At 71.1% G+C, this 26287-nt stretch carries 20 protein-coding genes; 12 read left to right on the top strand and 8 right to left on the bottom strand.

What is annotated here, in order from left to right; genetic code table 11:
- Positions 1 to 11 precede the first annotated feature (11 nt).
- From WBA97_RS21410 to WBA97_RS21400, 3 genes are read left to right on the top strand one after another with little or no spacing between them, the layout of a single operon-like run.
- Complete coding sequence (locus tag WBA97_RS21410; RefSeq protein ID WP_424232660.1) at positions 12 to 2009, top strand: SPFH domain-containing protein; 1998 nt, start codon at positions 12 to 14, stop codon at positions 2007 to 2009.
- A complete protein-coding gene (locus WBA97_RS21405) occupies positions 2006 to 6916 on the top strand; it encodes a DNA repair ATPase (RefSeq protein WP_424232659.1) in 4911 nt (1636 codons plus the stop codon). The genes WBA97_RS21410 and WBA97_RS21405 overlap by 4 nt, the downstream gene beginning before the upstream one ends.
- Positions 6913 to 7122 carry a hypothetical protein gene (locus WBA97_RS21400; RefSeq protein WP_424232658.1) on the top strand — a complete coding sequence of 70 codons (210 nt, stop codon included), beginning with the start codon at positions 6913 to 6915 and terminating at the stop codon, positions 7120 to 7122. Before WBA97_RS21405 ends, WBA97_RS21400 begins: the two co-directional genes overlap by 4 nt.
- Positions 7123 to 7139: 17 nt before the next feature.
- On the opposite strand, the gene WBA97_RS21395 is transcribed toward WBA97_RS21400, so the two are convergent.
- From WBA97_RS21395 to WBA97_RS21370, 6 genes are all read right to left on the bottom strand, one after another.
- On the bottom strand, positions 7140 to 8279 hold the full coding sequence (locus tag WBA97_RS21395) for a trans-sulfuration enzyme family protein (RefSeq protein ID WP_424232657.1): 1140 nt from the start codon (positions 8277 to 8279) through the stop codon (positions 7140 to 7142).
- A 95-nt stretch (positions 8280 to 8374) separates the two neighbouring features.
- The gene (locus WBA97_RS21390) at positions 8375 to 8959 is read right to left on the bottom strand and encodes a phosphoribosylanthranilate isomerase (protein ID WP_424232656.1); all 585 of its coding nucleotides are present in this window, start codon (positions 8957 to 8959) and stop codon (positions 8375 to 8377) included.
- 58 nt (positions 8960 to 9017) lie between these two features.
- Positions 9018 to 9767, bottom strand: a complete 750-nt coding sequence (locus tag WBA97_RS21385) for a dienelactone hydrolase family protein (RefSeq protein ID WP_424232655.1) — start codon at positions 9765 to 9767, stop codon at positions 9018 to 9020.
- A 36-nt stretch (positions 9768 to 9803) separates the two neighbouring features.
- Positions 9804 to 12365: an ABC transporter permease gene (locus WBA97_RS21380; protein WP_424232654.1), complete on the bottom strand. Its 2562-nt coding sequence runs from the start codon at positions 12363 to 12365 to the stop codon at positions 9804 to 9806.
- A gap of 11 nt (positions 12366 to 12376) precedes the next feature.
- A complete protein-coding gene (locus tag WBA97_RS21375; RefSeq protein WP_424232653.1) occupies positions 12377 to 13201 on the bottom strand; it encodes an ABC transporter ATP-binding protein in 825 nt (274 codons plus the stop codon).
- The gene (locus WBA97_RS21370) at positions 13177 to 13581 is read right to left on the bottom strand and encodes a DUF1707 SHOCT-like domain-containing protein (RefSeq protein ID WP_424232652.1); all 405 of its coding nucleotides are present in this window, start codon (positions 13579 to 13581) and stop codon (positions 13177 to 13179) included. Before WBA97_RS21370 ends, WBA97_RS21375 begins: the two co-directional genes overlap by 25 nt.
- A gap of 192 nt (positions 13582 to 13773) precedes the next feature.
- Between WBA97_RS21370 and WBA97_RS21365 the strand changes: the two genes are divergently transcribed.
- From WBA97_RS21365 to WBA97_RS21345, 5 genes are all read left to right on the top strand, one after another.
- Complete coding sequence (locus WBA97_RS21365) at positions 13774 to 14946, top strand: sensor histidine kinase (RefSeq protein ID WP_424232651.1); 1173 nt, start codon at positions 13774 to 13776, stop codon at positions 14944 to 14946.
- On the top strand, positions 14943 to 15611 hold the full coding sequence (locus WBA97_RS21360; protein WP_424232650.1) for a response regulator transcription factor: 669 nt from the start codon (positions 14943 to 14945) through the stop codon (positions 15609 to 15611). The genes WBA97_RS21365 and WBA97_RS21360 overlap by 4 nt, the downstream gene beginning before the upstream one ends.
- Before the next feature lie 225 nt (positions 15612 to 15836).
- Entirely contained in the window at positions 15837 to 17198 is a 1362-nt protein-coding gene (locus tag WBA97_RS21355; protein WP_424232649.1) for a hypothetical protein, read from the top strand.
- Positions 17195 to 18184, top strand: coding sequence for a glutamate ABC transporter substrate-binding protein (locus WBA97_RS21350; protein ID WP_424232648.1), 990 nt, complete (start codon positions 17195 to 17197; stop codon positions 18182 to 18184). The genes WBA97_RS21355 and WBA97_RS21350 overlap by 4 nt, the downstream gene beginning before the upstream one ends.
- 1099 nt (positions 18185 to 19283) lie before the next feature.
- Complete coding sequence (locus WBA97_RS21345; protein WP_424232668.1) at positions 19284 to 21590, top strand: tetratricopeptide repeat protein; 2307 nt, start codon at positions 19284 to 19286, stop codon at positions 21588 to 21590.
- Positions 21591 to 21786: 196 nt separating this feature from the next.
- On the opposite strand, the gene WBA97_RS21340 is transcribed toward WBA97_RS21345, so the two are convergent.
- Positions 21787 to 23013: a metallophosphoesterase gene (locus WBA97_RS21340; RefSeq protein WP_424232647.1), complete on the bottom strand. Its 1227-nt coding sequence runs from the start codon at positions 23011 to 23013 to the stop codon at positions 21787 to 21789.
- Between the two features lie 9 nt (positions 23014 to 23022).
- Entirely contained in the window at positions 23023 to 23577 is a 555-nt protein-coding gene (locus WBA97_RS21335) for a PaaI family thioesterase (protein WP_424232646.1), read from the bottom strand.
- Positions 23578 to 23906: 329 nt separating this feature from the next.
- Here WBA97_RS21335 and WBA97_RS21330 point away from each other — a divergent pair, with 329 nt between their 5' ends.
- From WBA97_RS21330 to WBA97_RS21315, 4 genes are all read left to right on the top strand, one after another.
- Complete coding sequence (locus tag WBA97_RS21330) at positions 23907 to 24377, top strand: hypothetical protein (RefSeq protein ID WP_424232645.1); 471 nt, start codon at positions 23907 to 23909, stop codon at positions 24375 to 24377.
- Positions 24377 to 25606: a PPE domain-containing protein gene (locus tag WBA97_RS21325; protein ID WP_424232644.1), complete on the top strand. Its 1230-nt coding sequence runs from the start codon at positions 24377 to 24379 to the stop codon at positions 25604 to 25606. The genes WBA97_RS21330 and WBA97_RS21325 overlap by 1 nt, the downstream gene beginning before the upstream one ends.
- The gene (locus WBA97_RS21320; RefSeq protein WP_424232643.1) at positions 25603 to 25881 is read left to right on the top strand and encodes a hypothetical protein; all 279 of its coding nucleotides are present in this window, start codon (positions 25603 to 25605) and stop codon (positions 25879 to 25881) included. The genes WBA97_RS21325 and WBA97_RS21320 overlap by 4 nt, the downstream gene beginning before the upstream one ends.
- A partial coding sequence (locus WBA97_RS21315; RefSeq protein WP_424232642.1) for a hypothetical protein occupies positions 25875 to 26287 on the top strand: 413 nt, incomplete at its 3' end. The genes WBA97_RS21320 and WBA97_RS21315, both read left to right, overlap by 7 nt.

Below are 26287 nucleotides of genomic sequence, written 5' to 3'. Positions count from 1 at the left end.
GGAAACAAGCAATGGAGACCATTCTCATCGCGGGCGGGGTGGCCCTCGTCGTACTGCTGATCGTGCTGATCGCGATCAGCCGCCTGTTCCACAAGGTGGAGCAGGGCAAGGCACTGATCGTGTCCAAGGTCCGCAACGTGCACGTCACGTTCACCGGCGCCGTGGTGCTCCCGGTGCTGCACAAGGCGGAGACCATGGACATCTCGGTGAAGACCATCCAGATCGAGCGGACCGGCCAGGAAGGCCTGATCTGCCAGGACAACATCCGCGCCGACATCCGGCTCACGTTCTTCGTGCGGGTCAACAAGACCAGCGAGGACGTCATCAAGGTCGCGCAGGCCATCGGCACCCAGCGCGCCAGTGACCAGTCGACGCTGCGGGAGCTGTTCGACGCCAAGTTCTCCGAGGCGCTCAAGACCGTCGGCAAGCACCTGGACTTCGTCGACCTCTACACCAAGCGCAACGAGTTCCGGGACCGGATCCTCGCGGTCATCGGCACCGACCTCAACGGCTACAGCCTCGAGGACGCGGCGATCGACTTCCTCGAGCAGACGCCGCTGTCCCAGCTGGACTCGAACAACATCCTCGACGCGCAGGGCATCCGCAAGATCACCGAGCTGACGGCGATCGAGCACGTGCGGACCAACGAGTTCACGCGCAACGAGGAGAAGGAGATCACCAAGCAGAACGTGGACGCCCGCGAGGCGATCCTCGAGCTGGAGCGCCGCCAGGCCGACGCGGAGAACCGTCAGCGCCGCGAGATCGAGACCATGAAGGCCCGCGAGGAGGCCGAGACCCAGAAGGTGCAGGCCGAGGAGCGCCTCAAGGCACAGCAGGCGAACCTGCGCACCGACGAGCAGCTCGGCATCCAGGACCAGAACCGGGCCCGGGAGGTCGCCGTCGCGGAGAAGAACCGCGAGCGGGTCATCGCGATCGAGACGGAGCGCATCGAGAAGGACCGCCAGCTCGAGGTCGTGGGGCGCGAGCGGGAGATCGCGCTCGCCAACGCGGCCAAGGAGAAGGAGGTCGAGGTCGAGCGCCGCGCGGTCGCCGAGGTCGTGCGCGAGCGGATCGCCGTCGACAAGACCGTCGCCGAGCAGGAGGAGAACATCAAGCGCCTGCGTGCGGTCGAGGAGGCCGAGCGGATGCGGCAGGCCACGATCATCGCGGCCGAGGCGGAGGCGCAGGAGGGCCTGGTCAAGGACATCAAGGCGGCAGAGGCCGCGGAGGCGGCCGCCAAGCACAAGGCCCGCGAGGAGCTCACGCTCGCCGAGGCCCGGCAGCAGTCCGCCGACCTCGACGCCCGCGCCAAGATCCGCCTCGCGGAGGGCATCCAGGCCGAGGCCGCCGCGAAGGGGCTCGCCGACGTGCAGGTGCGGGAACGCAACGCGGACGTCATCGAGAAGGAGGGCCGCGCAGAGGCCATCGCGGCCAGGGAGATCGCGCTCGCCGGCGCGGACGCGCTGCGCGAGAAGCTGAAGGGCGAGGCGGAGGGCCTCACCGAGAAGGCCGCCGCGATGGCCGCGCTCGACGACGCGTCCCGCGAGCACGAGGAGTTCCGCCTGCGCCTCGAAGCCGAGAAGGAGCTGCGGCTGGCCGGTATCCAGGCGCAGCGCGAGGTCGCCGAGTCGCAGGCCATGGTCCTCGCGGCCGGGCTGGAGAAGGCCGACATCGACATCGTCGGCGGCGACACGGTGTTCTTCGACAAGCTCATGGGTTCGATCGCGCTCGGCAAGAGCGTCGACGGGTTCGTCGACAACTCGGAGGTGGCGAAGAAGCTCGCAGGCCCGTGGCTCAACGGCGAGGCGAGCTTCGCGAACGACCTCAAGGAGATCCTGTCCGCGCTGGGCAGTGACGACGTCAAGAACCTGTCGATCTCGGCCGCGCTGATGAAGATGATGAAGGAGGGCGGCCCGAACGCCTCGCGGATCCAGGACCTGCTCTCCGGTGTCCCCGCGGTCACACCGGCTCCGGTGGAGCGGGTGCCTGAGATCGCGCCGCGGCCGTGACGTCGACCGTGTCCGCCCCGGCCGAGGCCGGGGCGGGCGGTACCGCTCACGACGGGCTCGACGCCCGCACGTACGAGGTGCTGCGGCAGCGGCTTGCCGAGCAGGCTGGCGAGCTGGCCCGGCGGGCGGAGGCCCTCAACAACCGGCGCCTCGAGGTGTTCGGCAGCACCGAGTTGCGGCTCGTCGGGGCCGAGCGGATCCGCACCGAGAACAACTGCGTGCCACGCGACATCGTGTCCATCCCGGACGGGGACGGCGACGCGAGCGGGCTGATGTTGTTCGGCTACAACGTGTTCATCGGCCTCAAGCCGGAAACGACCATCAACGACGTGTTCTCGCTGCACCGCTTCACCCGCGACGGTGAGGCGTTCCGGTTCGAGGACGCGCCGGGTGAGCGGCCGGAGCTGCTCGGTGACGAGCGGTTCCGCCGCGACTTCACCGAGCTGTACCGGTACTACCGGGAGACGCGGCTGCTGCAGCTGCGGCCGGTCGATGGCAAGCTGCTCGCGGTGTTCCAGACCGGCCCGCGCACCGAGGACATCAAGGTGCTGCGGTGGCTGGTCGGTGCGGACGGCACCTTGTCGTATGTGGACAACGCGGGCGAGCGGGACCACGTGTTCCCCGCCGCGCACGACTTCGAGTGGACCGAGACCACCCGCGACGACCACGTGCTCGGCCGCCACCCGCACATCTCGATCGAGAACGAGCTGTTCATCGAGACGGTCAACGGCGACCTGACCGTCAAGATCGAGAACAACACCGAGGTCGGCGAGGGCATCTTCCACGAGCCGGTGGACGAGCCGTTGCAGAGCCTCGCCGACGCCGACGTGCGGTACGCACGCGTCGGCCCGCTGATCCTGCTGCGGATCCTGCCCTACAACGAGAAGACCGTTCGCCACCTGGTGTTCAACACCCGCACCAAGTCCGTGGTCCGGCTCGACGGGATCGGCCAGGCCTGCCAGCGGCTGCCGGAGGACCAGGGCATCATCTTCCCCGGCGGCTACTACCTGGCCACCGGCGTCTCGCGCACGTTCGAGAACACCGACACCGACGACCTGGAGTTCGAGCGGGTCATCCGGTCACCCAACGGTGAGGACGTGGTCTACGCGTTCCACGCCCGCCGCGAGGGCCGCACGCTCCTGCTGCCGTACAACGTGATCCGCAAGGAGGTCGCGAACCCGCTGCCGTGCCACGGCTACTCGCTGTTCGAGGACGGCACGCTGGTCGCGTTCCGCGCCACGTCGGAGGAACCGACGCGGGTGCACCCGATGCAGGTGTGGCAGACGCCGTACGTTTCCGACTCCTACGCGGCCGCGCAGCCGGTCGGCACCGGGCCGCTGGAGCGGGTCGGCAACGCGGACCTCGTGCGCGGCATCTCCGACTGTCTCTCGGTCACCAGGATGATCGGTGAGATGGCGCCGTCGACGGCCGTGTTCGAGGGCCTGATCGCGGCGTGCGCGCGTGCCTTCGACAGCTACCACTGGCTCGGTGACCAGGAGCTGGGCGACCTGCGCGGCGCGATCACCGACGTGCGGGCCACCGCGGAGCAGGTGCTGGCCGAGTTCGAGAACGTCAAGTCGCTGACCGATACCGCGGCCGCCTCGCTGACCAAGGCCGGCGAGGAGATCGCGTCGCTCGTGCGGCGGGTTCGCGGCGAGGCGCCGAAGTCCGCCGACGAGTGGGTCGGGCAGCTGGCTTCGCTGCGGCGCGCGCAGGGCAGGCTCGTGACGCTGCGCGAGCTGCGGTACGTGGACACCGCGCGGATCGACGAGCTGGCGGCCACGCTGGAGTCCGAACTGGACAGTGCGGCCAAGCGGGCCGTCGAGTTCCTGCGTGGCGAGGACGCGTTCACCGGCTACCACGAGAAGGTCGAGGCGCTCGTCGCCGACGCCGCCGCGATCACGACCGTGGCGCAGGCGGGCCCGGTGGTCGAGCGGCTGGCGGAGCAGGCGGCCGGGCTGGAGATCGTCACCGAGGTCGTCGGGTCGCTCGACATCGCCGACGCGACCGTGCGCACGCAGATCCTGGAGCGGATCGGCGAGGTGCTTGGTGGCGTCAACCGCGCGCGGGCCACTGTGGACGGTCGGCGGCGTGAGCTGCTCGCCACCGAGGGCCGCGCCGCGTTCGCCGCCGAGTTCGCACTGCTCGGCCAGTCGATCACGGGTGCGCTCGCGGTCGCCGACACCCCGCAGCGCTGCGACGAACAGCTCGGGCGGCTGCTGCTCCAGCTGGAGAACCTCGAGTCCCGGTTCAGCGACTTCGACGACTTCCTCGCCGAGCTGACCGCCAAGCGCACTGACGTCTACGAGGCGTTCTCGTCCCGCAAGCAGGCACTCGTCGACGATCAGGCGCGCCGCGCGGACCGGCTCGTCGACTCCGCGGCACGCGTGCTGACCAGCATCAACCGCCGGGTCGCCACACTGTCCACACTGGACGATATCAACACGTACTTCGCGTCGGACCCGATGGTCGCGAAGGTCCGGTCGGTCGCGGAACAACTGCGGGACCTCGACGACTCGGTGCGTGCCGAGGAACTGGCAGGCAGGCTGAAGGCGGCCCGCCAGGAGGCTGGCCGGTCGCTGCGGGACCGCGCGGACCTGTTCGGTGACGGCGGCGAGACCGTCCGGCTCGGCCGCCACCGGTTCGCGGTGAACACGCAGGCCATCGACCTGACACTGGTGCCAAAGGACGGCGGCATGTCGCTCGCCGTCACCGGTACCGACTTCCGCACCCCCGTGCGCGACCCGGGATTCCTGTCGACGAAGCCGTTCTGGGACCAGCTGCTGGTGTCGGAGTCGGCGGACGTGTACCGCGCCGAGTATCTGGCGGCGGCCGTGCTCGACGCCGGTGTCCCCGAGGACGCCCACGAGCCGGCCGAACTGCTCGCGCTGGTGCGGCGGGCGGCCGAGTCCCGGTACGACGAGGGCTACGAGCGCGGCGTGCACGACCACGACGCGGCCGCGATCCTCGAGGTGCTGCTGCGGCTGAAGGCCGGTGCGGGCCTGCTGCGCTACCCGCCGGGGCCACGATCGCTGGCGCAGTTGTTCTGGGCGTTCGGCACGCGGGAGGACACGCGGAAGGCCGTGTCGACGCGGGCGGCGTCGCTGGCCCGCGCACGGGCGGCGTTCGGGCCGGTCGCGGCCATCGCCTCGCTCTGCGAGGAACTGGCGGCGGCGATCGCCGGGTTCCCGCTCGCGGACGGGGACACCGCGCTGGCCGCGGAGTACCTGTTCGAGGAGCTGGGCGCGACCCCGACCGGGTTCGTGACCAGCGCCGGGGCACGGACGATCGTGGAGCGGTTCCGCCGCGAGCTGGGCGGCCGCCGCGAGTTCGACGACGACCTGCGTGCCCTCGGTGAGGATGTCGTGGCCCGCCACCAGTTGGCGACCGCGTGGCTGACCGCGTTCGTGTCCACCTCGGACGAACTGCCCGCCGAGGAGCTGCCCGAAGCGGTGGCACTGCTGCTGTGCGACCTGCCCCGGCACGACTCGTCCGCGGCGGTGTCGGCCACCGTGGAGGGCCTGCTCGGCGCGCACCCGCGCGTCGCGGACCGCAGGCTGGTGCTGCGGCTGGACGAGGCCCTCGCCAGGACGAGGAAGTTCCGGCTGGAGCGCGTGCCAGCGTTCCGCGCCTACCAGAAGCAGCGCAACGAGCTGCTCGACCGGGAACGCGCGCGGCTGCGCCTCGACGAGTTCAAGCCGAAGGTGATGAGCGCGTTCGTGCGCAACCGGCTGCTCGACGAGGTGTACCTGCCGCTGATCGGCGACAACCTCGCCAAGCAGCTCGGCGCCGTCGGTGACGCGAAACGCACCGACCAGATGGGCCTGCTGCTGCTCATCTCCCCGCCCGGCTACGGCAAGACGACGCTGATGGAGTACGTCGCGAACCGGCTCGGGCTGGTGTTCGTGAAGGTCAACGGCCCGGCGCTGGGCCACGACGTGACCTCGCTCGACCCGGCGGACGCACCCAACGCGACCGCGCGGCAGGAGGTCGAGAAGATCTCGTTCGCGTTGGAGCTGGGCAACAACGCGTTGCTGTACCTGGACGACATCCAGCACACCAACCCGGAGCTGCTGCAGAAGTTCATCTCGCTGTGCGACGCGCAGCGGCGGATGGAAGGCGTGTGGGACGGCCGCACCAGGACCTACGACCTGCGCGGCAAGCGGTTCGCGGTCTGCATGGCCGGCAACCCGTACACCGAGCAGGGCAAGCGGTTCCGGATTCCCGACATGCTGGCGAACCGTGCCGACGTGTGGAACCTCGGTGACGTGCTGTCCGGCCGCGAGGACCTGTTCGCCCTCAGCTACGTCGAGAACTCGCTGACGTCCAACCAGGTCCTGGCCCCACTGTCCACCCGCGAGCGTGGTGACATCGAGCTGATGGTCCGCCTTGCCCGCGGCGAGGAGGTGCGGTCCGACCAGCTGTCGCACCCGTACTCCGCGGTGGAGCTGGACCAGGTCACCTCCGTGCTGCGCAAGCTACTGGCTGTGCAGGAGGTCGTGCTGGCGAACAACCAGGCCTACATCGCGTCCGCGGCGCAGGCCGAGTCGTCGCGGGTGGAGCCGCCGTTCCAGCTGCAGGGCTCGTACCGCAACATGAACAAGCTCGCGGAACGCATCGTGCCGGTGATGAACGACGCCGAACTCGAGACGCTGATCGACGACCACTACCAGGGCGAGGCACAGACCCTGACGGCAGGCGCGGAGGCGAACCTGCTGAAGCTGGCGGAGCTGCGTGGCCGCCTGAGCACCGAACAGGCGGCGCGCTGGGCGGCGGTCAAGGCGGCGTTCCTGCGCGACAAGGCACTGGGCGGCTCGGAGGACGATCCGATGGTCCGCGCGGTTGGCGCGCTCGGCCTGCTCGCGGACAAGGTGGGTGCGGTGGAAACCGCACTACGCGACCGATGATCGAGCTGGCAGGCCAGTTCGCCGCCGAACACCCGATCGTCAACCTGGTGATCGGCGGGGGGATCATCCTGCTCGTCATCGCACTCGTGGTGTTCGCCCGGCCGATCGGCCGGGCGATCCACGAGCTGAACCTGTGGTTCATGCGAGCCGGCGGCGTCGCCGACCAGGACCCGGCCGACGACCGGCGCCCGCGCGACGAGCCATGACCCACCACGTGAGTGCGTCAGACCTTGTCCAGAGCCTCCGCGAAGTCGGCCAGCAGATCCTCCGCGTCCTCGATGCCCACCGACAGGCGGATGAGGTCGTCGGTGATGCCGACCGCCGCCCGGTCCTCAGGGGACATCCCCGCGTGTGACGTGGTCGACGGCCGGGTGATCAGTGTTTCCACGCCGCCGAGGCTGGGGGCGTTCGCGGGCAGCTTCAGTGCCGCCAGCAGCGCCTCCGCGGCACGCACGCCGCCATCGAGGCGGAAGCTCAGCATGCCGCCGTATCCGTTCAGTAGCTCGCTCGCGTGCGCGTGGTCCGGGTGCTGCGGCAGGCCCGCGTAGTTGACCTGCGCGACCTTCCCGTTGCCCGCAAGGAACTCCGCCACCGCCAGCGCGTTCGCGTTCTGCGCCCGCACCCGCACGCCGAGCGTCTTCAGGCTGCGGGCGAGCAGGTAACCGGCGTGCGGGTCGAGGCTGCCGCCGTACAGGTTGAGCGTGTGCCGCACCTTCTCGACCAGTTCCGATGACCCCGCGACCGAGCCGGCCACCACGTCGGCGTGCCCGTTCAGGTACTTGGTCGCGCTGTTGAACTCCAGGTCGAAGCCCGCGACCACCGGCCGGAAGTTCACGGGCGACGCGAACGTGTTGTCCACCACACTGGTCAGCCCGTTCGACCTGGCGAACTCGATCACCTCACGGTGCCTGCCGACCCGCATCAGCGGGTTCGTGATGGTCTCGACCAGCACGACCTTCGTGTTGTCCCGCACCTCCCACGACGAAGGGTCGTGGGTGTCGATGACCGTGTACTCCCAGCCGAGCCGCGCCGCGTGCTGGGTGAGGAAGTCGTGCGTGCCGCCGTAGAGGCAGTCGCCGACCAGCAGGTGGTCGCCAGCGCCGAGCAGGCTGTGCAGGATCGTGGTCACGGCGGCCATGCCCGACGACGTGGCGACCGCCGCCTCCGCACCCTCCAGCGCGGCGAGCTTGTCGTGCAGGTAGCTCTGCGTCGGGGTCGAGTTGAGCCGGTGGTACTTGATGTCGTGGTAGCCAGAACCCGGCTCGACCGTGAACACCGTGCCCTGGAAGATCGGGAACACCACCGAGCCCTCGGGACCCGGCACCCGCTCGCCCCCGTGGACCGCGAGAGTGTCGAAACGCATGAAGACCTCCTCCTGGCGGCTGGCCACCCAGCCACAGTCGAGCCTACGTCGACTCTCGGGCCGTTCCGGGTGCTGAGAAGGGCGGTGACCGGGGGTTACGACCGGACCGCGGCGAGGAAGTCCGCGATGAGCCCGTGGTGCTTGACGCCCCGGCTGGACTCGACGCCGCTGGAGACGTCGACCCCCCAGGCCTTGGTGGTGGCGACGGCGGCGGCGACGGAGGCCGGGGTGAGGCCCCCGGCCAGCAGCCACTGGCCGTCGAGACCCGCGACGGACGCGTAGTCCCACGACTCGCCGGCACCGGCGCGCGGGGCGTCCACGAGGAGGAGGTCGTCGCCGTACGCGCCGACCCGCAGGTCAGGCGCGGAAAACGGGACCGCGCGGATCAGCCGCCACCTCGGGTCGGCCAGCGCGGTGAAGGCGTCCTCGCGGTAGTCGCCGTGCAGCTGGACGGCGCCGATGCCGGTGGCCTCCGCGACCGCGCGGACCTCCTCGACCGGCTGCCCGAGAAACACGCCGACGGTCAGCGTGGAGCCTGCCGCCGCCACGAGCGAACGGGCGGTCGCCGGGTCGACCCGGCGCGGGCTCGCGGCGAACACGAACCCGACGGCGTCGGCGCCCGAGGACACCGCGACGTCGACATCGGCCGACGTGCGGAGCCCACAGACCTTCACGAACATGGCCCCAGCCTACCGACGTGTGTCGGCATGACCGCTGGTCCAGCGCCCGCTTCCCCGGCTACCTCTGACCGAGCAGGGTCTCGCCGTACAGGCTCTCCAGCGCCGCCCAGTGGCGCTGCGCGGCGGCGGTGTCGTAGGTGTCGTTGTCCGGGACCGCGAAGCCGTGCTTCGCCGGGTACACCGCCAGCGTGTGCCGGACCCCCGCCTCGGTCAGCGCCCGCTCCAGCCGGTCGTACTGCTCGGGCGGGAACGAGCGGTCGTCCTGCGCGGCCGCGACGAGCACGGCCGCGCGGATCCGGTCGGCCACCCGGTACGGGCTGTCCGGATCGTCCTCCGCCGCGAGGTTCCCGCCGTGGAACGAGGCGGCCGCCGCGACCCGGTCCGGGTGGTGCGCCGCAGCGAGCAGCGACAGCTTGCCGCCCATGCAGTACCCGGTCGTGCCCATCGAGGACCCGGACACCTCCGCCCGCCCGGCGAGGAACTCGAGGAACGCGCCGGCGTCGGCGATGGCCCGCTCGGTCGTGATGCTCCCGGCCAGCGCGCCGAGCCGTGCGCGTTCCTCCTGGTCGCCGAACACGGTGGCCGCGTCGAACGGGGCGTACGGCGCGTCGCGGTAGTAGATGTCCGGCACCAGCACGGTGTAGCCGAGCCCGGCGAGCTGGTCACCCATGCCTGCGAACGTCTCGCGCGCGCCGATCGCGTCCGGATACATGAGCACGCCGGGGTGGCCCGCCTGATCGGACGGTGTGTGCAGGGTGGCGGCGCATTCGCCGTCCTCCGTGGTGATGACGACGTTCTGACGTGGCATGGGACCAGCATCGCAGAACACGGACGGCCCGGCCCGTTACTCGTACGCGATGGCCGAGAGGACGTTCACCCGTGCCGCGCGGGTCGAGGGCGCCAGTGCCGCGACCAGTCCGGCCACCACGGCCAGCCCGAGGAACACGGCGAGCGACGTCCACGGGATCTCCAGCGCCGACAGCCCGAGCACCTTCACCACCGCGACCCCGGCCGCCCCACCCGCGGCCAGCCCGAGCACCGCGCCGAACACCGACATCATCACCGACTCGGCGACCACCATCGCCACCACGTGCGAGCGCCGCATGCCGATCGCCCGCAGCAGTCCCAGCTCACGCGTCCGCTCCACAATGGACAGTGCCATCGTGTTGACGATGCCCAGGATCCCGATCACCACCGACAGTCCCAGCAACACGTACAGCATGGTCTCCGCGACGCTGACCTGCCCGGCCGCGTCGTCCGCCAGCTGTGTCTGGTCCTGGACCGAGACCTCCGGGTTGGCGGCGACCAACCCGGCCACCGCGCGGGTGACCGCCGCCGCGTCGGCACCCGGCGCCAGCCGCATGTACCCGATCGCAGGCGCAGGCGACACGAACAGCGTCGCCACCTCCGACGGGTTGAACACCGGGCCGCGCAGCAGGTAGTTCGCCTCGTAGCGGTCCGAGATCCGGAACTCTCGCCAGCCCGCCCGCCGCGTCGCCAGTCGCACCGTGTCGCCTACCGCGAGGTCGTGGTCGGCCAGCGTCGCGGTGTCGAGCACGACCGAGCCGGGCGCGGGCGTGCGCGGCGACCCCGGCAGCGCCAGCACTCCGGACAGCTGCGACAGGTCGGCCGCCGCCGCGGGTGAGGCGCCCCAGTCGAACCGCGCCGTGTCCACGTACTGCGCGACCGCCCGGGACACCCCCGGCACCGCGCGGGCCTGTTCGATCACCGACGCGTCGAACGTCGGCATGATCCGGCCGTCCGCCGCGGTGGGCGGTCCGCCGCCCTGGCCACCCGCGCGGCCGGTGACGCCGTCGCCGCTGATCACCAGGTCGGCGCCGAGGTCACGGGTCGCGGCCGAGGACAGGTCGGCACGCATCGACTCCGCGAGCACGCTCACCCCGCCGACCAGGCCCAGCGTGATCACCAGCGTCGACACGGTGATCGCGGTGCGCCGCGGGTTGCTGGCCGCGTTGCGGTTGCCCAGCCTGCCCGGCATCGACCAGCCCACGACCCGGCCGAGTACCGGCAGCAGGGTCCGGCTCAGCACGGGGGTCAGGAGCGCCAGCCCGAACAGGCCCAGCACGACCCCGCCCGCCAGCGCGACCCACCGCGACGACCCGTCCTCCGCCATCGACGCCACCACCGCCGCGACGCCGAGCACGGCGGGTACCGCGCCAAGCCACGTGATCCGCGTGAGCGACCGCTGTTCGGCCGCCGACGCACGCATCGCCCGCACCGGCGCCACCCGGGAGGCTCGCAGGGCGGGCACGAGCGCCGCCACCAGCGTCACGACGATGCCCAGCGCGAACGCCAGCACCAGGTCCGGCACCGGCACGATCAGCCCGACCGGCAGCGACGCACCGCTGTTGGCCTCCATGACCATCTTCAGCAGCACGGAAACCCCGGCGCCAAGCCCGATGCCGGCCACCGACGCGGCGGCACCCACGATCGCGGCCTCGATCAGCACCACCCCGACGATCTGCCGCCGCCGCGCGCCGAGCGCGGCCATCAGCGCCAGCTCACCGGTCCGCTGCGCCACGAGGATCGAGAACGTGTTGAGGATCAGGAAGATCCCGACCAGCAGCGACAGCCAGGAAAAGCCGAGCAGCACCATCCGCACGATGTCCAGGAACGCCTTGCCGTCGGCGGCGGTCGACGCGGCAAGCTCGTCCCCGGTCCGCACCGTGTAGCCGGAACCGAGCGTGTCGGTGACCCGGTCACGCAACTCCTCCCTGGACACTCCGGCCTCGGCCGTGACGGTGACGGAGCTGTACACCCCGGACGCACCGAGCATCAGCCGCTGCGCCACCGGCTCGGTGAACGCGACCTGTGTGTCGCCACCCATGGAGCCGCGGCCGTTGCGGTAGCCGTAGATCCCGACGATCGTGAAGCTCTGCCGTGGTGCGAGCGTCAGCACGTCGAGCTGCTCGCCGACGGTGAACCGCCCTCGGTCCGCGAGACCACCGTTGATGGCCACCTCGTCCGGCGCGGCGGGCCCCCGGCCCGACCACAGCCGCACCGGCCCGGTCTCGCCGTGCCACGCCACACCACTGCGTGGCGGCCCCTGCACGCTGATCACCTTGCCGTCGCGGCCGACCGGCCGGGCGCCGTCGGCCGACACCTCACCCGTCACCGACTTCGCGCCGGGCACCTCCGTCAGCTCGCCGACCACGGACGCGGGCACCGGTGGGGTGAACGCCCTGCCGCCCATGCCGGAGTCCACATCGGACCTGGCGGTGACCGACACGTCGGTGTTCTCGCTGGTGCTCGCGAAGATCGAGTCGAAGCCGCTGCCGATGGTCGTCGTGGTGATCATGGCGGCGGACACGGCCATCACGCCGAGCGCCACCGCGAAGCCCGCCAGCGTCAGGCGCAGCTTGCGGGCGAGCAATCCCTTGAGCACGGCCGTCAACATCAGGAACCGTCCCGCATCGATGGTTCGCTCCGCAAGGTTCGCTCCTCGCTCAGGGTCTTCATGGTCTCCAGTACCTCGTCGGCGTCCGGTTCGAGCAGGTCGTGCACGAGCGTGCCGTCCCGCAGGAACACCACCCGGTCCGCGTACGCCGCTGCGCTCGCGTCGTGCGTGACCATCACGATCGTCTGGTTGAACTCGTCGACCGAGCGGCGCAGGAACGCCAGGATCTCCGTGCTGGACCGGGAGTCCAGGTTGCCGGTCGGCTCGTCGGCGAAGATCACGTCGGGCTTGGGCAGCAACGCACGCGCGCACGCGACCCGCTGCTGCTGCCCGCCGGACAGCTCGCTCGGCCGGTGCGTCAGCCGGTCCGCGAGCCCGACGGCGTCGACCACGAGGTCGAACCACGCCCGGTCCGGCCTGCGCCTGGCGATCGCGAGCGGCAGCGTGATGTTCTCCTCGGCGGAGAGCGTTGGCAGCAGGTTGAACTGCTGGAACACGAACCCGACCCGGTCACGGCGCAGGTCGGCGAGTCCCTTGTCGGACAACGTGTTCAACAGCGTCTCACCGATCCACACCGCACCGCTGTCCACTGTGTCCAGTCCGGCGAGTGCGTGCATGAGCGTGGACTTGCCGGAACCGGACGGGCCCATGATGGCGGTGAACCGGCTGCGGCGGATGTCCACGGAGATGTCGTCGAGTGCCACGACCGCGGTCGTGCCGGTCCCGTAGGCCTTTGTGGCACCGACGGCGCGCGCCGCGAGCCCGGTGACCGTGTCCGTGCGCGCGGCCGCGGTGGTGGTCATGAGGTCGCTCGGTGTACCCATGGCGGCACGCCACCGCCGTTCCGCACGAACCGCGCGTGCAGCAGGAAGCTGCCCCACAGCAGGAACATCGGCCCGGCGGGCCAGAAGAACGGCACGTCCATCGCGATCCACCGGAGGATCAGCACCACCGACAGGACCGCGGCGACGGCCGCGTGAGCGCGCAGCCGGACCGGGAACCGGTCGAGCCCGCGTGCGGGCCGCGGCGCCTCGGGGCGACCAGCGGGGAGGTCGGCCACGAACTCGGCCAGCTCGTGGCGGAACCGTGTCGTGTAGACGCGCTCGAGCCGGTCGTCGGCCTCGGCGATGCTGAGGCGGCCCTCCCCGGCGGCCGCACTGACCAGCTTCGCGATGCGCTCACGCTCGGCATCCGATGCGCGCACCGACTTTTCCCTACTCTGTACGTTCTGGGGCTCGTTCATGGTTACCAATGTCGTCTTTCCGGCGCCGGAAATCGTCGGGCCCGCGACGGCACCTGAGGTACCGCACGCGGAGACGTCAGGGGCAGCGATCTGCGCCCCCGGTAGTACATGGCGTGGACAAGTACGCTTCGGCGCAGGTGAGAGGGGGAGGTCATGAGCACGTACCGGACCTTCTCGTTCGGCACGTCGCACCCGCTCGTCATCGTGGTGCCCATCGCCTTCGTGCAGGTCGTGTTCACGTTCGGCGCGGCGTACGGGCAGGACAAGGCCGACAGCGTGAACGCGCTGACGATCGCGCTCGTGCTGGCGTCGGCGGCCGCGCTGGCGTGGCGGCGCGGTCACCCGATCTGGGTGCTCGCCGCGGTGTACGTGCTGGAGACGGCGTACTTCGCGCTGGCGAACCCGTTCGGGCCGATCTTCATCAGCCTCGCGGTCGCGTTGTTCAACGCGGTCGCGCACGGCAGCCGGGTGCTCGCCTGGACCACCGGGTATGTCGGCGCCGCCGTGCTCTACGCCGCGATGGGCGTCCACGGCGACTGGGGTTTCACCTGGGGCAGCGCGGGTGCGGTGTTCGCGTGGGTCTCCCTGGTCATGGGTGTCGGCGAGCTGGCGAAGGCACGCCGTGACCGGGCGGCGCAGGCCGAGGCGGCCCATGCGGAGCAGGACAGGCGGCAGGCCAGTGAGGAACGGCTGAAGATCGCCCGCGAGGTGCACGACGTGCTCGCGCACCACGTCTCGTTGATCAACGTGCAGTCCGGGGTGGCTCTGCACCTGATCGACTCGCAGCCAGAGCAGGTGAAGGAGGCGCTGACGGCGATCAAGCAGTCGTCGAAGGAGGTGCTGGTCGAGCTGCGGAACATCCTGGGGGTGCTGCGTGACGTGGACGGCGCCGCGCCCCGGCACCCGGTGGCGAGCCTCGACCAGCTGGACCGGCTGGTCGAGCGCATGCACACGGCTGGCCTGCCGGTGACGGTCGAGGTCGATGGTGAGAAACGGCCGGTGCCGAAGGGTGTGGACGCGGCGGCGCTGCGGATCGTGCAGGAGTCGCTCACGAACGTCTACCGGCACGCGGGCCCGGCCACGGCCACTGTCACACTCGGCTACCGGCCGGACGAGCTGACGGTGCGGGTCGAGGACGATGGCCGCGGCGGCGCGGAGCCGAGCCCCGGCACCGGAAGCGGACTGACCGGCATGCGGCAGCGGGTCGAGGCGCTGTCCGGCACGTTCTCGGCCGGGCCGAAACCCGGTGGCGGGTACCGCGTGACAGCGACGTTTCCGACGGCGACTTTACCGGCGATGTATCCGACAGGTGGGGGCGAGAAGTGACGATCCGGGTGGCCTTGGCCGACGACCAGGCACTGGTGCGGGCGGGTTTCCGCGCGCTGCTGAACGCGCAGGAGGACGTCACGGTCGTCGCGGAGGCGGCGGACGGCGCCGAGGCGGTGACGATGGCCCGCGAGCACCGGCCGGACGTGATCCTGATGGACATCCGCATGCCCGGCACCGACGGCCTTGAGGCGACCCGCGCGATCTCGAAGGACCCGGCGCTTCGGGCCGTACACATCCTGATCCTCACCACGTTCGAGGAGGACGAGTACGTCTTCGAGGCCATCCGCGTCGGCGCCAGCGGCTTCCTCGTGAAGGACACCGAGCCCGCCGAGCTGGTGCACGCGGTCCAGGTCGTCGCGAAGGGCGACGCGCTGCTGTCGCCGAGCGTCACCCGCCGCCTGATCGGCGAGTTCGCGAGCAAGGCGAAGAAGGTCCGGTCCCCGGCCACCCTCGACGTGCTGACCGAACGCGAACGTGAGGTGGTCGCACTGGTGGGCGAGGGCCTGACCAACGACGAGATCGCCGCCCGGCTCGTGGTCAGCCCGGCCACGGCCAAGACCCACGTGTCCCGCGCGATGATCAAACTCGCGGCACGGGACCGGGCGCAGCTCGTGGTACTGGCGTACGAGTCCGGCCTGGTCCGGCCCGGCTGGGCGGAATGACGCACCATCCACTGTGGATGGTCACGTGATCGGGCGGTGACCCGCGGTAGGTCCTCGGTTTTGATCACTCAGGGTGCCCGTTCACTTGCTGTCGCCGCACGCCGCCCGCCGACGTCATCGGTTCGGTGGCAGCGCAGGTAGCCGCTGCACTAAGTTCGTCAGCGGACGATGGCTCGGTTAGCGCGAGGGGGGCACGGACATCATGAGTGGTCCCGTGGATCACCGATGGTGACCACCACCCCGGTCGGCGAGGGGCCGGCGGCTCCGGGTGCCCGCAGGGTCCTCAGCATGCCCGCGACCGCCGTCCGCAGCGTCCGCAAGTCGGCGGCCAGCACCCCGGGCCGGCTGTTCCTGATCGGCGTGAGCCTTGTGCTGCTGTCGGTGGTGACCGGCGCGTTCGGCGCGATCGCGATGCAGCAGAAGCAGAACACGATCGACAACCTCCTCACGCACCGCGAACCGGTCGCCGCCGCGTCTCAGCAGATCTACCGGTCGCTCTCCGACGCGGACGCGACCGCGGCCAGTGCCTTCCTCGCGGGCGGCACCATGCCCACCGAGCTGCGGGACCGGTTCGACCTGGACATCGCGACCGCGGGCGCGAACCTCGCGAAGGCGTCGGCGGATGTCGGCGGCGTGCCGGACGCCGAGGAGCAGGTCAACGTCCTTTCCCAGCAGCTGCCCGTCTACACCGGACTGGTCGAGACCGCGCGCGCCTACAACCGGCAGGGTTTCCCCGCAGGCGCGGCGTATCTGCGGGAGGCGTCCGGCCTCATGCGGTCGATGCTGCTGCCCGCCGCGCAGCGCCTGTACGAGATCGACTTCGACCGGCTCTCCGCCGAGCAGGAGGCGGCCGGTTCCGCGCCGTGGTTCACGCTCGCGCTGGTGGTGGTGCTGCTCGGCGCGTTGCTCGCGGCCCAGCGGTACCTGACGCGGCGGACGAACCGGCTGCTCAATGTCGGCCTGGTGGTCGCGACGGGGGCGGTGGTGGTCGGCCTCGTCTGGGGCACGGCCGCGCTGCTGATCGAGTCGTACCGGGTGTCCGCCGGTCACGACCACGGCAGCGAGCAGGTCGAGGTGATCGTCCAGGCCAGGATCGTGGCACTGAAGATGCGTGCGAACGAGACGCTGACGCTCGTCGCGCGCGGCGACGGCGGCGACTACGAGGACGAGTTCAAGAAGCTCGCCGAGGAGATCAGCGGCGACGGTGACGGCAATCTGCTGAACCGGGCGCGGGGGCTGGCCGAAGACCAGGAGACACAGAAACTGATCGACGCCGCGCAGAAGAACACCGACGACTGGCTCGCCGCCCACCAACGGGTCCGCGAGCTCGACGACGGCGGCTCCTACCAGGAGGCGGTCTCGCTCGCGATCAGCACAGCGGCCAAGACCAGCGCCGCGACCATGTTCAACCAGCTCGACGACAACCTGATGAAGGCGCTACGCAACGGCAGGCAGCAGTTCGCCGAGGAGACCAGCGGGGCGAGCAACGTGATGACCGGGCTCGCACCGGGGGTCGCGGTGCTGGCACTGGTCGCGGCAACAGGGGTGACAATGGGGATCAGGGACCGACTGCAGGAGTACCGGTGAGGGCCGTACGAGCGAACCTCGTCCTGGTGGCGCTGTTGCTCGCCGTGAGCGCGTGCGCGGGGGGCGGACGGCCGGTCGACCTCGCCAACGTCACCTCCGTCAACCGGCCGACCCCGGTCGGCGCGGAGGAGAACCCGCCCGCGTCGACCGGTTCGTCCGCGCCGACCCCCGACTGCGACCCCAGGGCGAGCTTCCGCCCGGACGGGGGCCTGCCACCGGCCGGGCAGATGCCGGGGAACAGCACGATGAGGGCCATCCAGGACCGCGGCCAGCTGATCGCGGGCGTCGACCAGAACACGTTCCTCTTCGGTTTCCGCAACCCGACGACCAACGCGCTCGAGGGCTTCGACATCGACATCGTCCGCGAGATCGCGAAGGCGATCTTCGGCGACCAGAACAACACGGTGCGGTTCAAGGTCGTCACGTCCGCCGGGCGCATCAAGGCACTGCAGGACGGCGACGTGGACGTGGTCGTCCGCACGATGACCGCCACCTGCGAACGGTGGAAGGACATCAACTTCTCCGCCATCTACTACATGGCGGGCCAGCGCCTGCTCGTCGACCACGCGTCGAAGATCACGAGCCTCGACCAGCTCGGCGGGCAGAAGGTGTGCGCGGCGAAGGGCTCCACGTCCATCAAGACCATCGCCGCAAACCCGGCCAAGCTGATCCCCGTGCAGGTGGACAACTGGTCCGACTGCCTCATCATGCTGCAGCAGGGCCAGGTCGAGGCGGTGTCGACGGACGACACGATCCTCGCGGGCATGGTCGCGCAGGACCCGAACGTGAAGATGGCGGGCCCGAAGTTCACCGAGGAGCCCTACGGCATCGGCATCCCGAAGGCGAACGTCGACATGGTCAAGTTCGTCAACGGAGTGCTGGAAAGAGCCGTCGCGGAAGGCAGATGGGCCGCGAGCTACAACAAATGGCTCGGTCAGACGGGCGAGGCACGTGCCACGCCACCGCCGCCGGTGTACCAGGACTAGGGGGTTGGTGATGGCGCTTTCGTGTCCCCGCCCCGGCTGCCAGGGCGAGGTGGTGAACGGCAACTGCCAGGTGTGTGGCATCGCGGTCGCCGAGACCCCGGAACAGGCCGCGGCCCGCCTGCGCGTCGAAGCGGAAGAACGCGCGGCCCGCCTCCCCCACATGACCGGCGAGGACGGCACGGGCTGGTTCGCGTCCCCGGACACCCTCGACGGCGACTCCCCACGCGGCCGAGGCGCCCACCGCAAACAGGATGACGCGCCACCGTCCCCGTTCCCCCGCACACCCCAGGGCCAGCCACCGGACTCCGGCCAGGCCGGGAGCGGTGGCCAGCCGAACGCGGACCACGCGGCCTCCGGACAGCCGGGCGGTTCGCCACCGGCGAGCCCGGCCGCGGCGGACACCGGCCAGCCGGGCGCGAACCTGCCCGGTGCCGGGCAGCCGAGCGGTTCGCAGCCGGATCGGGCGCAGGCGCCGCAGGACCAGCCGGGGTTTGGGCAACCGGGCAGTTCGCAACCGGGCTGGGGGCAGCCTGGGACTGCGCAGCAGCCGGGTCAGCCGGGCGCGTCCCGGCCGGAGGCAGGCCAACCCGGTGCCGGGCAGCCGAATTCGCAGCCGGGCTGGGGGCAGCCAGCCCCCAACCAGGCTGGTCAGCCGGAAGCAGGCCAGCCTGGCGTTGGTCGGCCGAGCGGGTCCCAGCCGGGGCGGGATCAGGCGGGGGCCGCGCAGCACGGTCAGCCGGGGTCGCCTCAGCCGGACGCCGGCCAGCGGGGCTTCGGCCAGCCGAGTGGTTCGCAGCCAGGTCGCGGGCATGCGGGTGGCTCTCAGCCTGGTGCGGGACAACCGGGTTTCGCGCCGCCGGGCCCGGGACAGGCCGGAGGTTCGCAGCCTGGTTGGGGGCAGGTCAGGGGTTCGGGGCCGTCGGGGCTCGGTCAGCCGGGTACTTCGCAGCAGTCCGGGTGGGCTCCGGCGGGGCAGCGGCCAGGGACCGGGACTCCGCCCGGTGGGTGGGCGCGGCCCGGCCAACAGTCGGTCGGTCAGGCGTCCCTCGGTTACGCGCCGCCGCTCGGCACTGGCGCCCGGCCCGCGTCTGCGCCCGGCATGCAGTGGGCGCAGGGCGTGCCGGTGCCGAACGTGGCACCTCGGCAACCCGGTGTGCGGCCCGCCACCGCGCTCGGGCCCGACGAGCCGTTGCCCACCAGCGTGCTCGACGAGACGTCGGTCACGCACAGTGTCGAGCCACCGGGCAAGCATCCCGACTCGCCGCCGCCAACGCGTGGCGACAGTCCGCTCAACACCGGGTCCCAGTCGTTCCCCAGCACCGGCAGGCGCACGTCGTCGCGTACGTCCGGTCGCGGGCGGCTAGGGGCCGGGCTGGTCGAGGTGCCGGTCGTCCCGGTCAAGGACCCGGCGTCCGCGGTCCTCACCGACCCGGCGGTGTCCGAGAACAAGCGGTTCTGCAACAACTGTGGTGCGGAGGTCGGCCGCGCGCGGGACGGCAAACCCGGTGAGACCGAAGGTGACTGCGCGACATGCGGCACCTACTTCAACTTCCGGCCGCGCCTGTTCCGAGGTGACCTCGTCGCGGGGCAGTACGAGGTGCTCGGCTGCCTTGCCTACGGCGGTCTCGGGTGGATCTACCTCGCCAAGGACCACAACGTCAGCGACCGGTGGGTCGTGCTCAAGGGCATGATCGACACCGGGGACGCGACGTCGATGGCGTCCGCGGTCGCCGAGCGGCGGTTCCTCGCCGAGGTGGAGCACCCGAACGTCGTCCGGATCTACAACTTCGTCCAGCACCCGGACCCGAAGACCGGCAACCAGGTCGGGTACATCGTGATGGAGTACGTCGGCGGGCAGTCCTTGCGGCAGCTCGCCCTCGAGCACCACCGCGAGACCGGCAAGGCAGAGCCGCTGCCGATCGGGCAGGTCATCGCGTACGGGCTCGAGATCCTGCCCGCGATCGGCTACCTGCACAGCATCGACATGCTGTACTGCGACCTCAAGCCGGACAACGTGATCCAGGCCGGTGAGCAGCTGAAGCTGATCGACCTCGGTGCGGTGCGCCAGACCGACGACTACGAGTCGCCGCTGTTCTTCACCCTCGGCTACTCGGCGCCGGAGCTGGCCACGGAAGGCGCGTCGGTCGCGAGCGACATCTACACGGTCGGCCGCACGCTCGCCGTGCTGTCCATCGAGTTCGCGGGCTACACGTCCCGCCACAAGTACACGCTGCCCGGCCCCGACGAGGAGCCGCTGTTCGCGCTCTTCGGGTCCTACCACCGGGTCCTCAAGCGCGCCACCCACACCGACTCGCAGCAGCGGTTCGCCTCCGCGGAGGACATGGCCGACCAGCTGACCGGTGTGCTACGCGAGGTGATGGCGCTCGGCACCGGCAGGCCGCGGCCCGGTGTGTCGACCGTGTTCGCGCTGGAGACGCGGACGTTCGGCTCCGGGATGGTCGTCGGCGAACGCGGGACGTTGCCGTCGCCGGATCCGCTCGAGGTGGCGTCGATCCTGCCGCTGCCCATGGTCGACACGCACGACCACGCGGCCAGCACCCTCGCGAGCATCACGGCGACCGAGCCGGCGGAGATGGTGGCCGCACTGCAGTCAGCGCCGCAGGACTCGATCGAGGTGCGGCTGAGGATGGTGCGGGCCCGCCTCGAACTGGGTGACCTTCGTGCCGCGCAGGGCGAGCTGGAGGCCGCGCGCCGCATGGTCGTCGACCCGGCGGACTGGCGCCCGGACTGGTACCAGGGCCTGATCGCGATCGCGACCCGCAAACCGGCGGAGGCGTCGGCCGCGTTCGACCGGATCTACGACGCGGTGCCGGGTGAGATTCCGCCGAAGCTGGCACTCGCGATCAGCGCCGAGTACGCGGGCAACTACTTCCAGGCCGCGCGGTACTACGAGCTGGTGTGGCGCACCGACCGCGCGTGGGTGAGCGCCGCGTTCGGCCTGGCCCGCGTGTACCTGGCGCAGGGCGCACGCACGGGTGCGATCGAGGTGCTCGAGGCGGTGCCGGACACGTCGAGCCACCACGTGGCGGCGCAGGTGGCCGCCATCAAGATCAAGACCCGGGTGGCCGACGCGTCCCGCCTGACCGAACAGGACCTGCACGACGCGGCCCGCAGGCTGGAACGCCTGTCCCTGGACGCGGAACGCGGTACCACGTTGTCCTCGGAGGTGCTGGAGGCCGCGCACGCGTGGGTCCGCGCCGGCCGACCCGGTGCGTCGGCCGACTCCGCGAACCGCATGGTGCTGGGTTGCCTGCTGACGGAACGGGACCTGCGCCTGGGCCTGGAACGCTGCTATCGCACCCTGGCCCGGCTGGCAGGCACTCCCGAGTACCGCTACCTGTTGGTGGACAAGGCAAACGCGATCCGCCCGAGGACGCTGACGTAACACCCACGCCAGAACCCCTGCCGCACGGGCACTAGTGGCCCGGGCCCAGAACGTTCACCATGTCTCGACCCGCCCACGACGCGCCTGGACGGGTTGCCGGAACGGCCGAGTACACCCAGTACGCGCGCCGTCCCGTCGCCCCGCCCATCCACGCCGTGGACCCGCCGATACACGGCCAACGTTCTGAGCCGGGCCACTAGCTCCGCAGTGACAGCACCGTGATGTCCGGGGGCGCGCCCACCCGCACGGGCGGACCCCAGAAACCTGCCCCCCGCGTCACGTACAGCTGCGTTCCCTCCACAGTGGACAGACCGGCGACCGCGCCCTGCTGGAGGCCGACGATGTAGTGGAACGGCCAGAACTGGCCGCCGTGGGTGTGACCCGACAGCTGTAGTGCCACGTCGCGCTTCGCGGCCTCCGACACCTGCACCGGCTGGTGGGCGAGGAGCACGGTCGGGCGGGACGAGTCGCGGCCGGACAGCGCGCGGTCGAAGTCCGGGCCGTCGTCGACCGTGCGGCCGGAGAGGTCGTTGACGCCCGCCAGGTCGAAGGCGGCGCCGCCGCGGCGGATCACCGTGTTCTCGTTGCGCAGGGAGTGCAGGCCGAGCCGGTCCAGCTCGCGAAGCCACACGAACGGCTCCCCGAAGTACTCGTGGTTGCCGGTCACGAAGAACGTGCCCTCGCGGGACACCAGGTCACGCAGCGGCTCGGCGGCAGACCCCAGTTCGGCGACCGTGCCGTCGGCCAGGTCGCCGACGATCGCGACCAGGTCGGGGGACGCCTCGTTGATCATCCGGACGATCCGCTCGGTGTGTGCGCGGCCGGACAGGGGGCCCAGGTGGATGTCGGACACGACCGCGATGCGGAACCCGTCGAACGCCGGGTCCAGCTTCGGCAGCCGCACCGGGACACGCAGCAGGTCCGGCGGGCCCAGCGCGTTCGCCATGCCGACCCCGACGAGACCCACCGACGCCGCGCCCGCCACCAGACCCGCGCCCCGCGCCAGGAAGAGCCGCCGGTTGACCCCGGGCCCCCCGGCGGGCGCCGAGTCGGCCGATGGCGTGGGCTGGACGGCGGCCGAGGGACTCGCCGCGGGGTCAGGAGCGTGAGCCGTGGCTTCCAGTGGAGCTCTCCGTACCCAGCCGCGCAGGGCGAGTCTCGGGATCTCCAGGACGAGCAGGGTCAGGAACAGGTACACGATCAGGCCGAACCAGATGTAGCCCGGCCACGTGAACCACCGTGACGCGTCCAGGCCGAGTCGCCTCGGCAGGGTCAGGGCCGCGAACACGAGCACGGCCATCACGATGATCAGGACGGTCAGCACTCGCCGGGCGCGTCCGGCCGGAAGGGTGTCCTTGACCAGGCGTTTCCAGATGTACCAGTGCATCAGCGCGACCAGCGCGCTGAGCATCACGCCGAACATGCGGATCCTCTACGGGTTGATGTCGCGATCGGGATGCACGTCGCGTGGGTCCGCGGTGCCGTGTTCGGTGAAGTGGCTGAAGTCGACGGTCACGAACAGTGCCCGCGCACGCAGTGCCACCGGGCCGTCGGGGGCGTTGAGCCTGCCGTCGGCGCTGGCGTACACCTTGCGGCCCGCGATGCCGTCGAGCTTGCCGACGATGTGGAGGGTCGAGCCGACCGGCACGGGGCGCAGGAAGTCGGTCTCGAGCTTGCCGGTCACCGCGGGCCTGCGGAGCAACTGGCCGACGGTGGCGCCGAGGGCCTCGTCGAACGCGCAGGCCAGCAGGCCGCCGTGGGCGAGGCCCGCCGCGCCCTGGTGGGCCTCGGTGACGTGGAACCGGGCGATGATCGTCGCGTGCTCGCCGATCTCGGTGCGCAGGTGGAGGCCGCCTTCGGTCTCGTCGCCGCAGCCGAAGCACTGGGCGTAGTGCGGGCCGAGCTTGGTGCCGGGCGCGGGGGCGTCCGGATGCGGCGCCGTCTGTTCGACCTCGACCGGCGGCCACCTGGGGGGTACGCGACTCACGCGGTCAGCCTAGATCGGGCACCGTGTTGTCCGGATGAGTCGCCCCCGTGTCCGAGGGTGCAACAATTGGCCACATCGGACCCGTGACCGGCTGCAATGGACGGGTGGACGATGAGGACGACGTCACTGTGCTGGACATAGTGGGCCCTGAGCTGGAGCGCTGTTCCGCGCTCGCGGACCGGCTGGCGCGGCTTTTGCTGCCCGAGGGCTTGTTCAGTTGAGCGACTGTTGTGTCCAGCCGTGCACTCTGTGCTGGAATTGCTGTTCACGGCCGGTCGGGATGACCAGGCTGGTGCCCGGGACCGCAGGATCAGGGGTGGAGGTAGCCCATGACGGGCGATCGGATCGACAATCTGACCGAGGCCAAACGGCTGCGACGGGAGCACGGGGAGCAGGAGTACGGCTACGTCCTCCAGGACGTGGCGTCCCTGGGAAACGTGCAGCATGGCGTCACGGGCCTCGGTATGGACGGCATCGAGGCCGACTTCACCACGTTGCGCCAGGCCGAGCGTGATCTCGCGGGTCTTCACGACGACCTGGTGGCCCACCTGAGGGACGCCGGTGAGCTGACGGGCCCGCTCGGTGACGGGACCAGCCCGGTGACCGGCCCCATGCGCAAGGCGTTCTTCGACCGCGCCGACCTGGAGGGCGGTGTGCAGACCGCGCTTCTCGACTACCTGATGGAGCTGATCTCGGTGCGCACCGCGATCCTGCAGACGCTCGCCACCTACGAGGGCGTGGAAACCGACACGGCCGACCGGTTGCGCACGCAGGCCGCACAGCTGGAGGAGCTCTCCTGATGGACGTGCCAGAGGACTACAACCGCGACCGCCGCAACAAGACATGGCGGGAGGTGCACGGCTGGTCGGACCGTGCCGAGAAGCGGCGCGACGACCTGCGGAAAAAGCGCAGGAAGAATCGGGAGCCGGGCCGTTTCGGCAAGGCCAACTGGGAGGCCTACCAGCACGACCAGCTGTTCGACATGATCATGACCGCGAACATCGGCGACATGTCGACGCGGACCGGGCAGTGGAGCACGCTCGCGAGCAAGATCGAGGCGACCACCACCGACGTGCAGCGGGTGATGGAACGCGTGATGGGCGCGTGGCGCGGCCAGGCCGCGGTCAACTCCGCCGCGTCGAACTCGCGGCTCATGACGTGGGCGGGCACGGCGAGCCAGACCGCGAACAGGATCGCGGAGGGCATGTCGACCTACACCGACGCGGTCAGCCGCGCGCAGACGCACATGCCAGACCCGGCGTTCGCGACGGCCGAACGCAACTTCCGCGACGGCTACACGGTGGCCAGCACGGGCGGCCCGAGCACCGCGGTCCTGCTGAAGCAGCTCCTGTCCGACGGCATGGTCAGCCACGAGGAGGCCCGCGCCCGCAAGGCCGAGGCCGTGCAGGTCATGGAGACCTACGAGACGCAGTCGAAGGACGTCCACGACACGATGCCGCACTTCACCGACGCGGCCAGGACGACCAACGATGGCGTCGAGCCCTGGTCGGCGCCACCCGCGCCGGCGCAGGACCCGGCCCAGAACCCGAACCCGGCGCCGCCGTCGTACGGCACGACGCCCGGCGCGGGCGGCAACGCCTCCACGGTCGCGTCGAGCTACGTCGACCCGGCACTGACCGGCGGCCGAAGCACCACGGGTGGCGGCCCGGGCGCGTTCGGTGGGCCAGGCGGTCTTGGCGGACCCGGCGGGACCGGTGGGCTCGGGAGCCTGGGTTCCGGTGGCTCCGACATCGTGCGCAACGCGCCCGGCTTCGGCGGACCCGGCGGACTTGGCGGGCCCGGTGGGCTCGCGGGCGCAGGCGGGGTGCCGGGCCGTGGTCCGGCAGGCGGTGCGGGCGGGATGCTGAACGGCGCGCGGGGCGCGGGCGGGGCCGGTGCGTTCGGCGGCATGCCGATGGGCGGCGGCGCGCAGGGCGAGGATGACACCGAGCACCGCAACAAGTACGACGCGGGCATGGACTTCCTCGACGACCTGCCGCCGGCCTACCCGCCGGTGTTCGGCGCGTGACCGGGTTCGCGGCTGACCTGCCCGGCATCGGTGCGGCCGAGAAGGCGCTACGGGCCGCGGCCGACGACCTGGAGGTGTCGCTCACCCCGGCCGGTGACGTCGGCCCCGGCCGCCTGAACGCGGTCGTCGGCACCCTGCTCGCGGGCGCCGCGGCCGACGTGACCCGCGCCCGCGCGACGGTCACCGCGCTGTCCGACAACGTGGGCCGGGTGCGGGAGACGTACACGGCGCTGGACAGCGAGGCGGCGAGCCGCTTCGATCAGAGCCCGTGGTGACCTACCGGGGGCTCGGTTTCGATCCCACGCCGGGCAGCGTCGACGCGGTGACGCAGACGATCACGCAGCTGCGTGCGGCGGCGGACGCGCTGGCGTCGGTCGAGCCCGCCGTGCGCACCGCGGCCAGACACGCCGCCTCCTGGGAGGGTGCCGCCGCGGACGCGTTCCGTGCGCAGGTCCCGACCGGCGACGTCGGCAGGCTGCGTGCCGCGATCCCCGTGCTGGAGCAGTGGGCCGGGACCCTCGTCGCGAACAAGCGGCGCACCGAGGACCTGGACGCGCGTGCCCTGCGTGCCCGTCGCGCACTCGACGACGCCCGCGACGCCCTGCAGGACAAACAGAACGCCCTGGACCTCGCGGCCACTCCGGCGGCCGCGGCGAGCGCGAGCGTCGAGGCGTCCGCGGC

This window comes from Actinophytocola sp. (assembly GCF_049647105.1).
Classification (GTDB): Bacteria; Actinomycetota; Actinomycetes; order Mycobacteriales; family Pseudonocardiaceae; genus Actinophytocola.
This window is presented reverse-complemented; position numbering and strand designations above follow the sequence as displayed.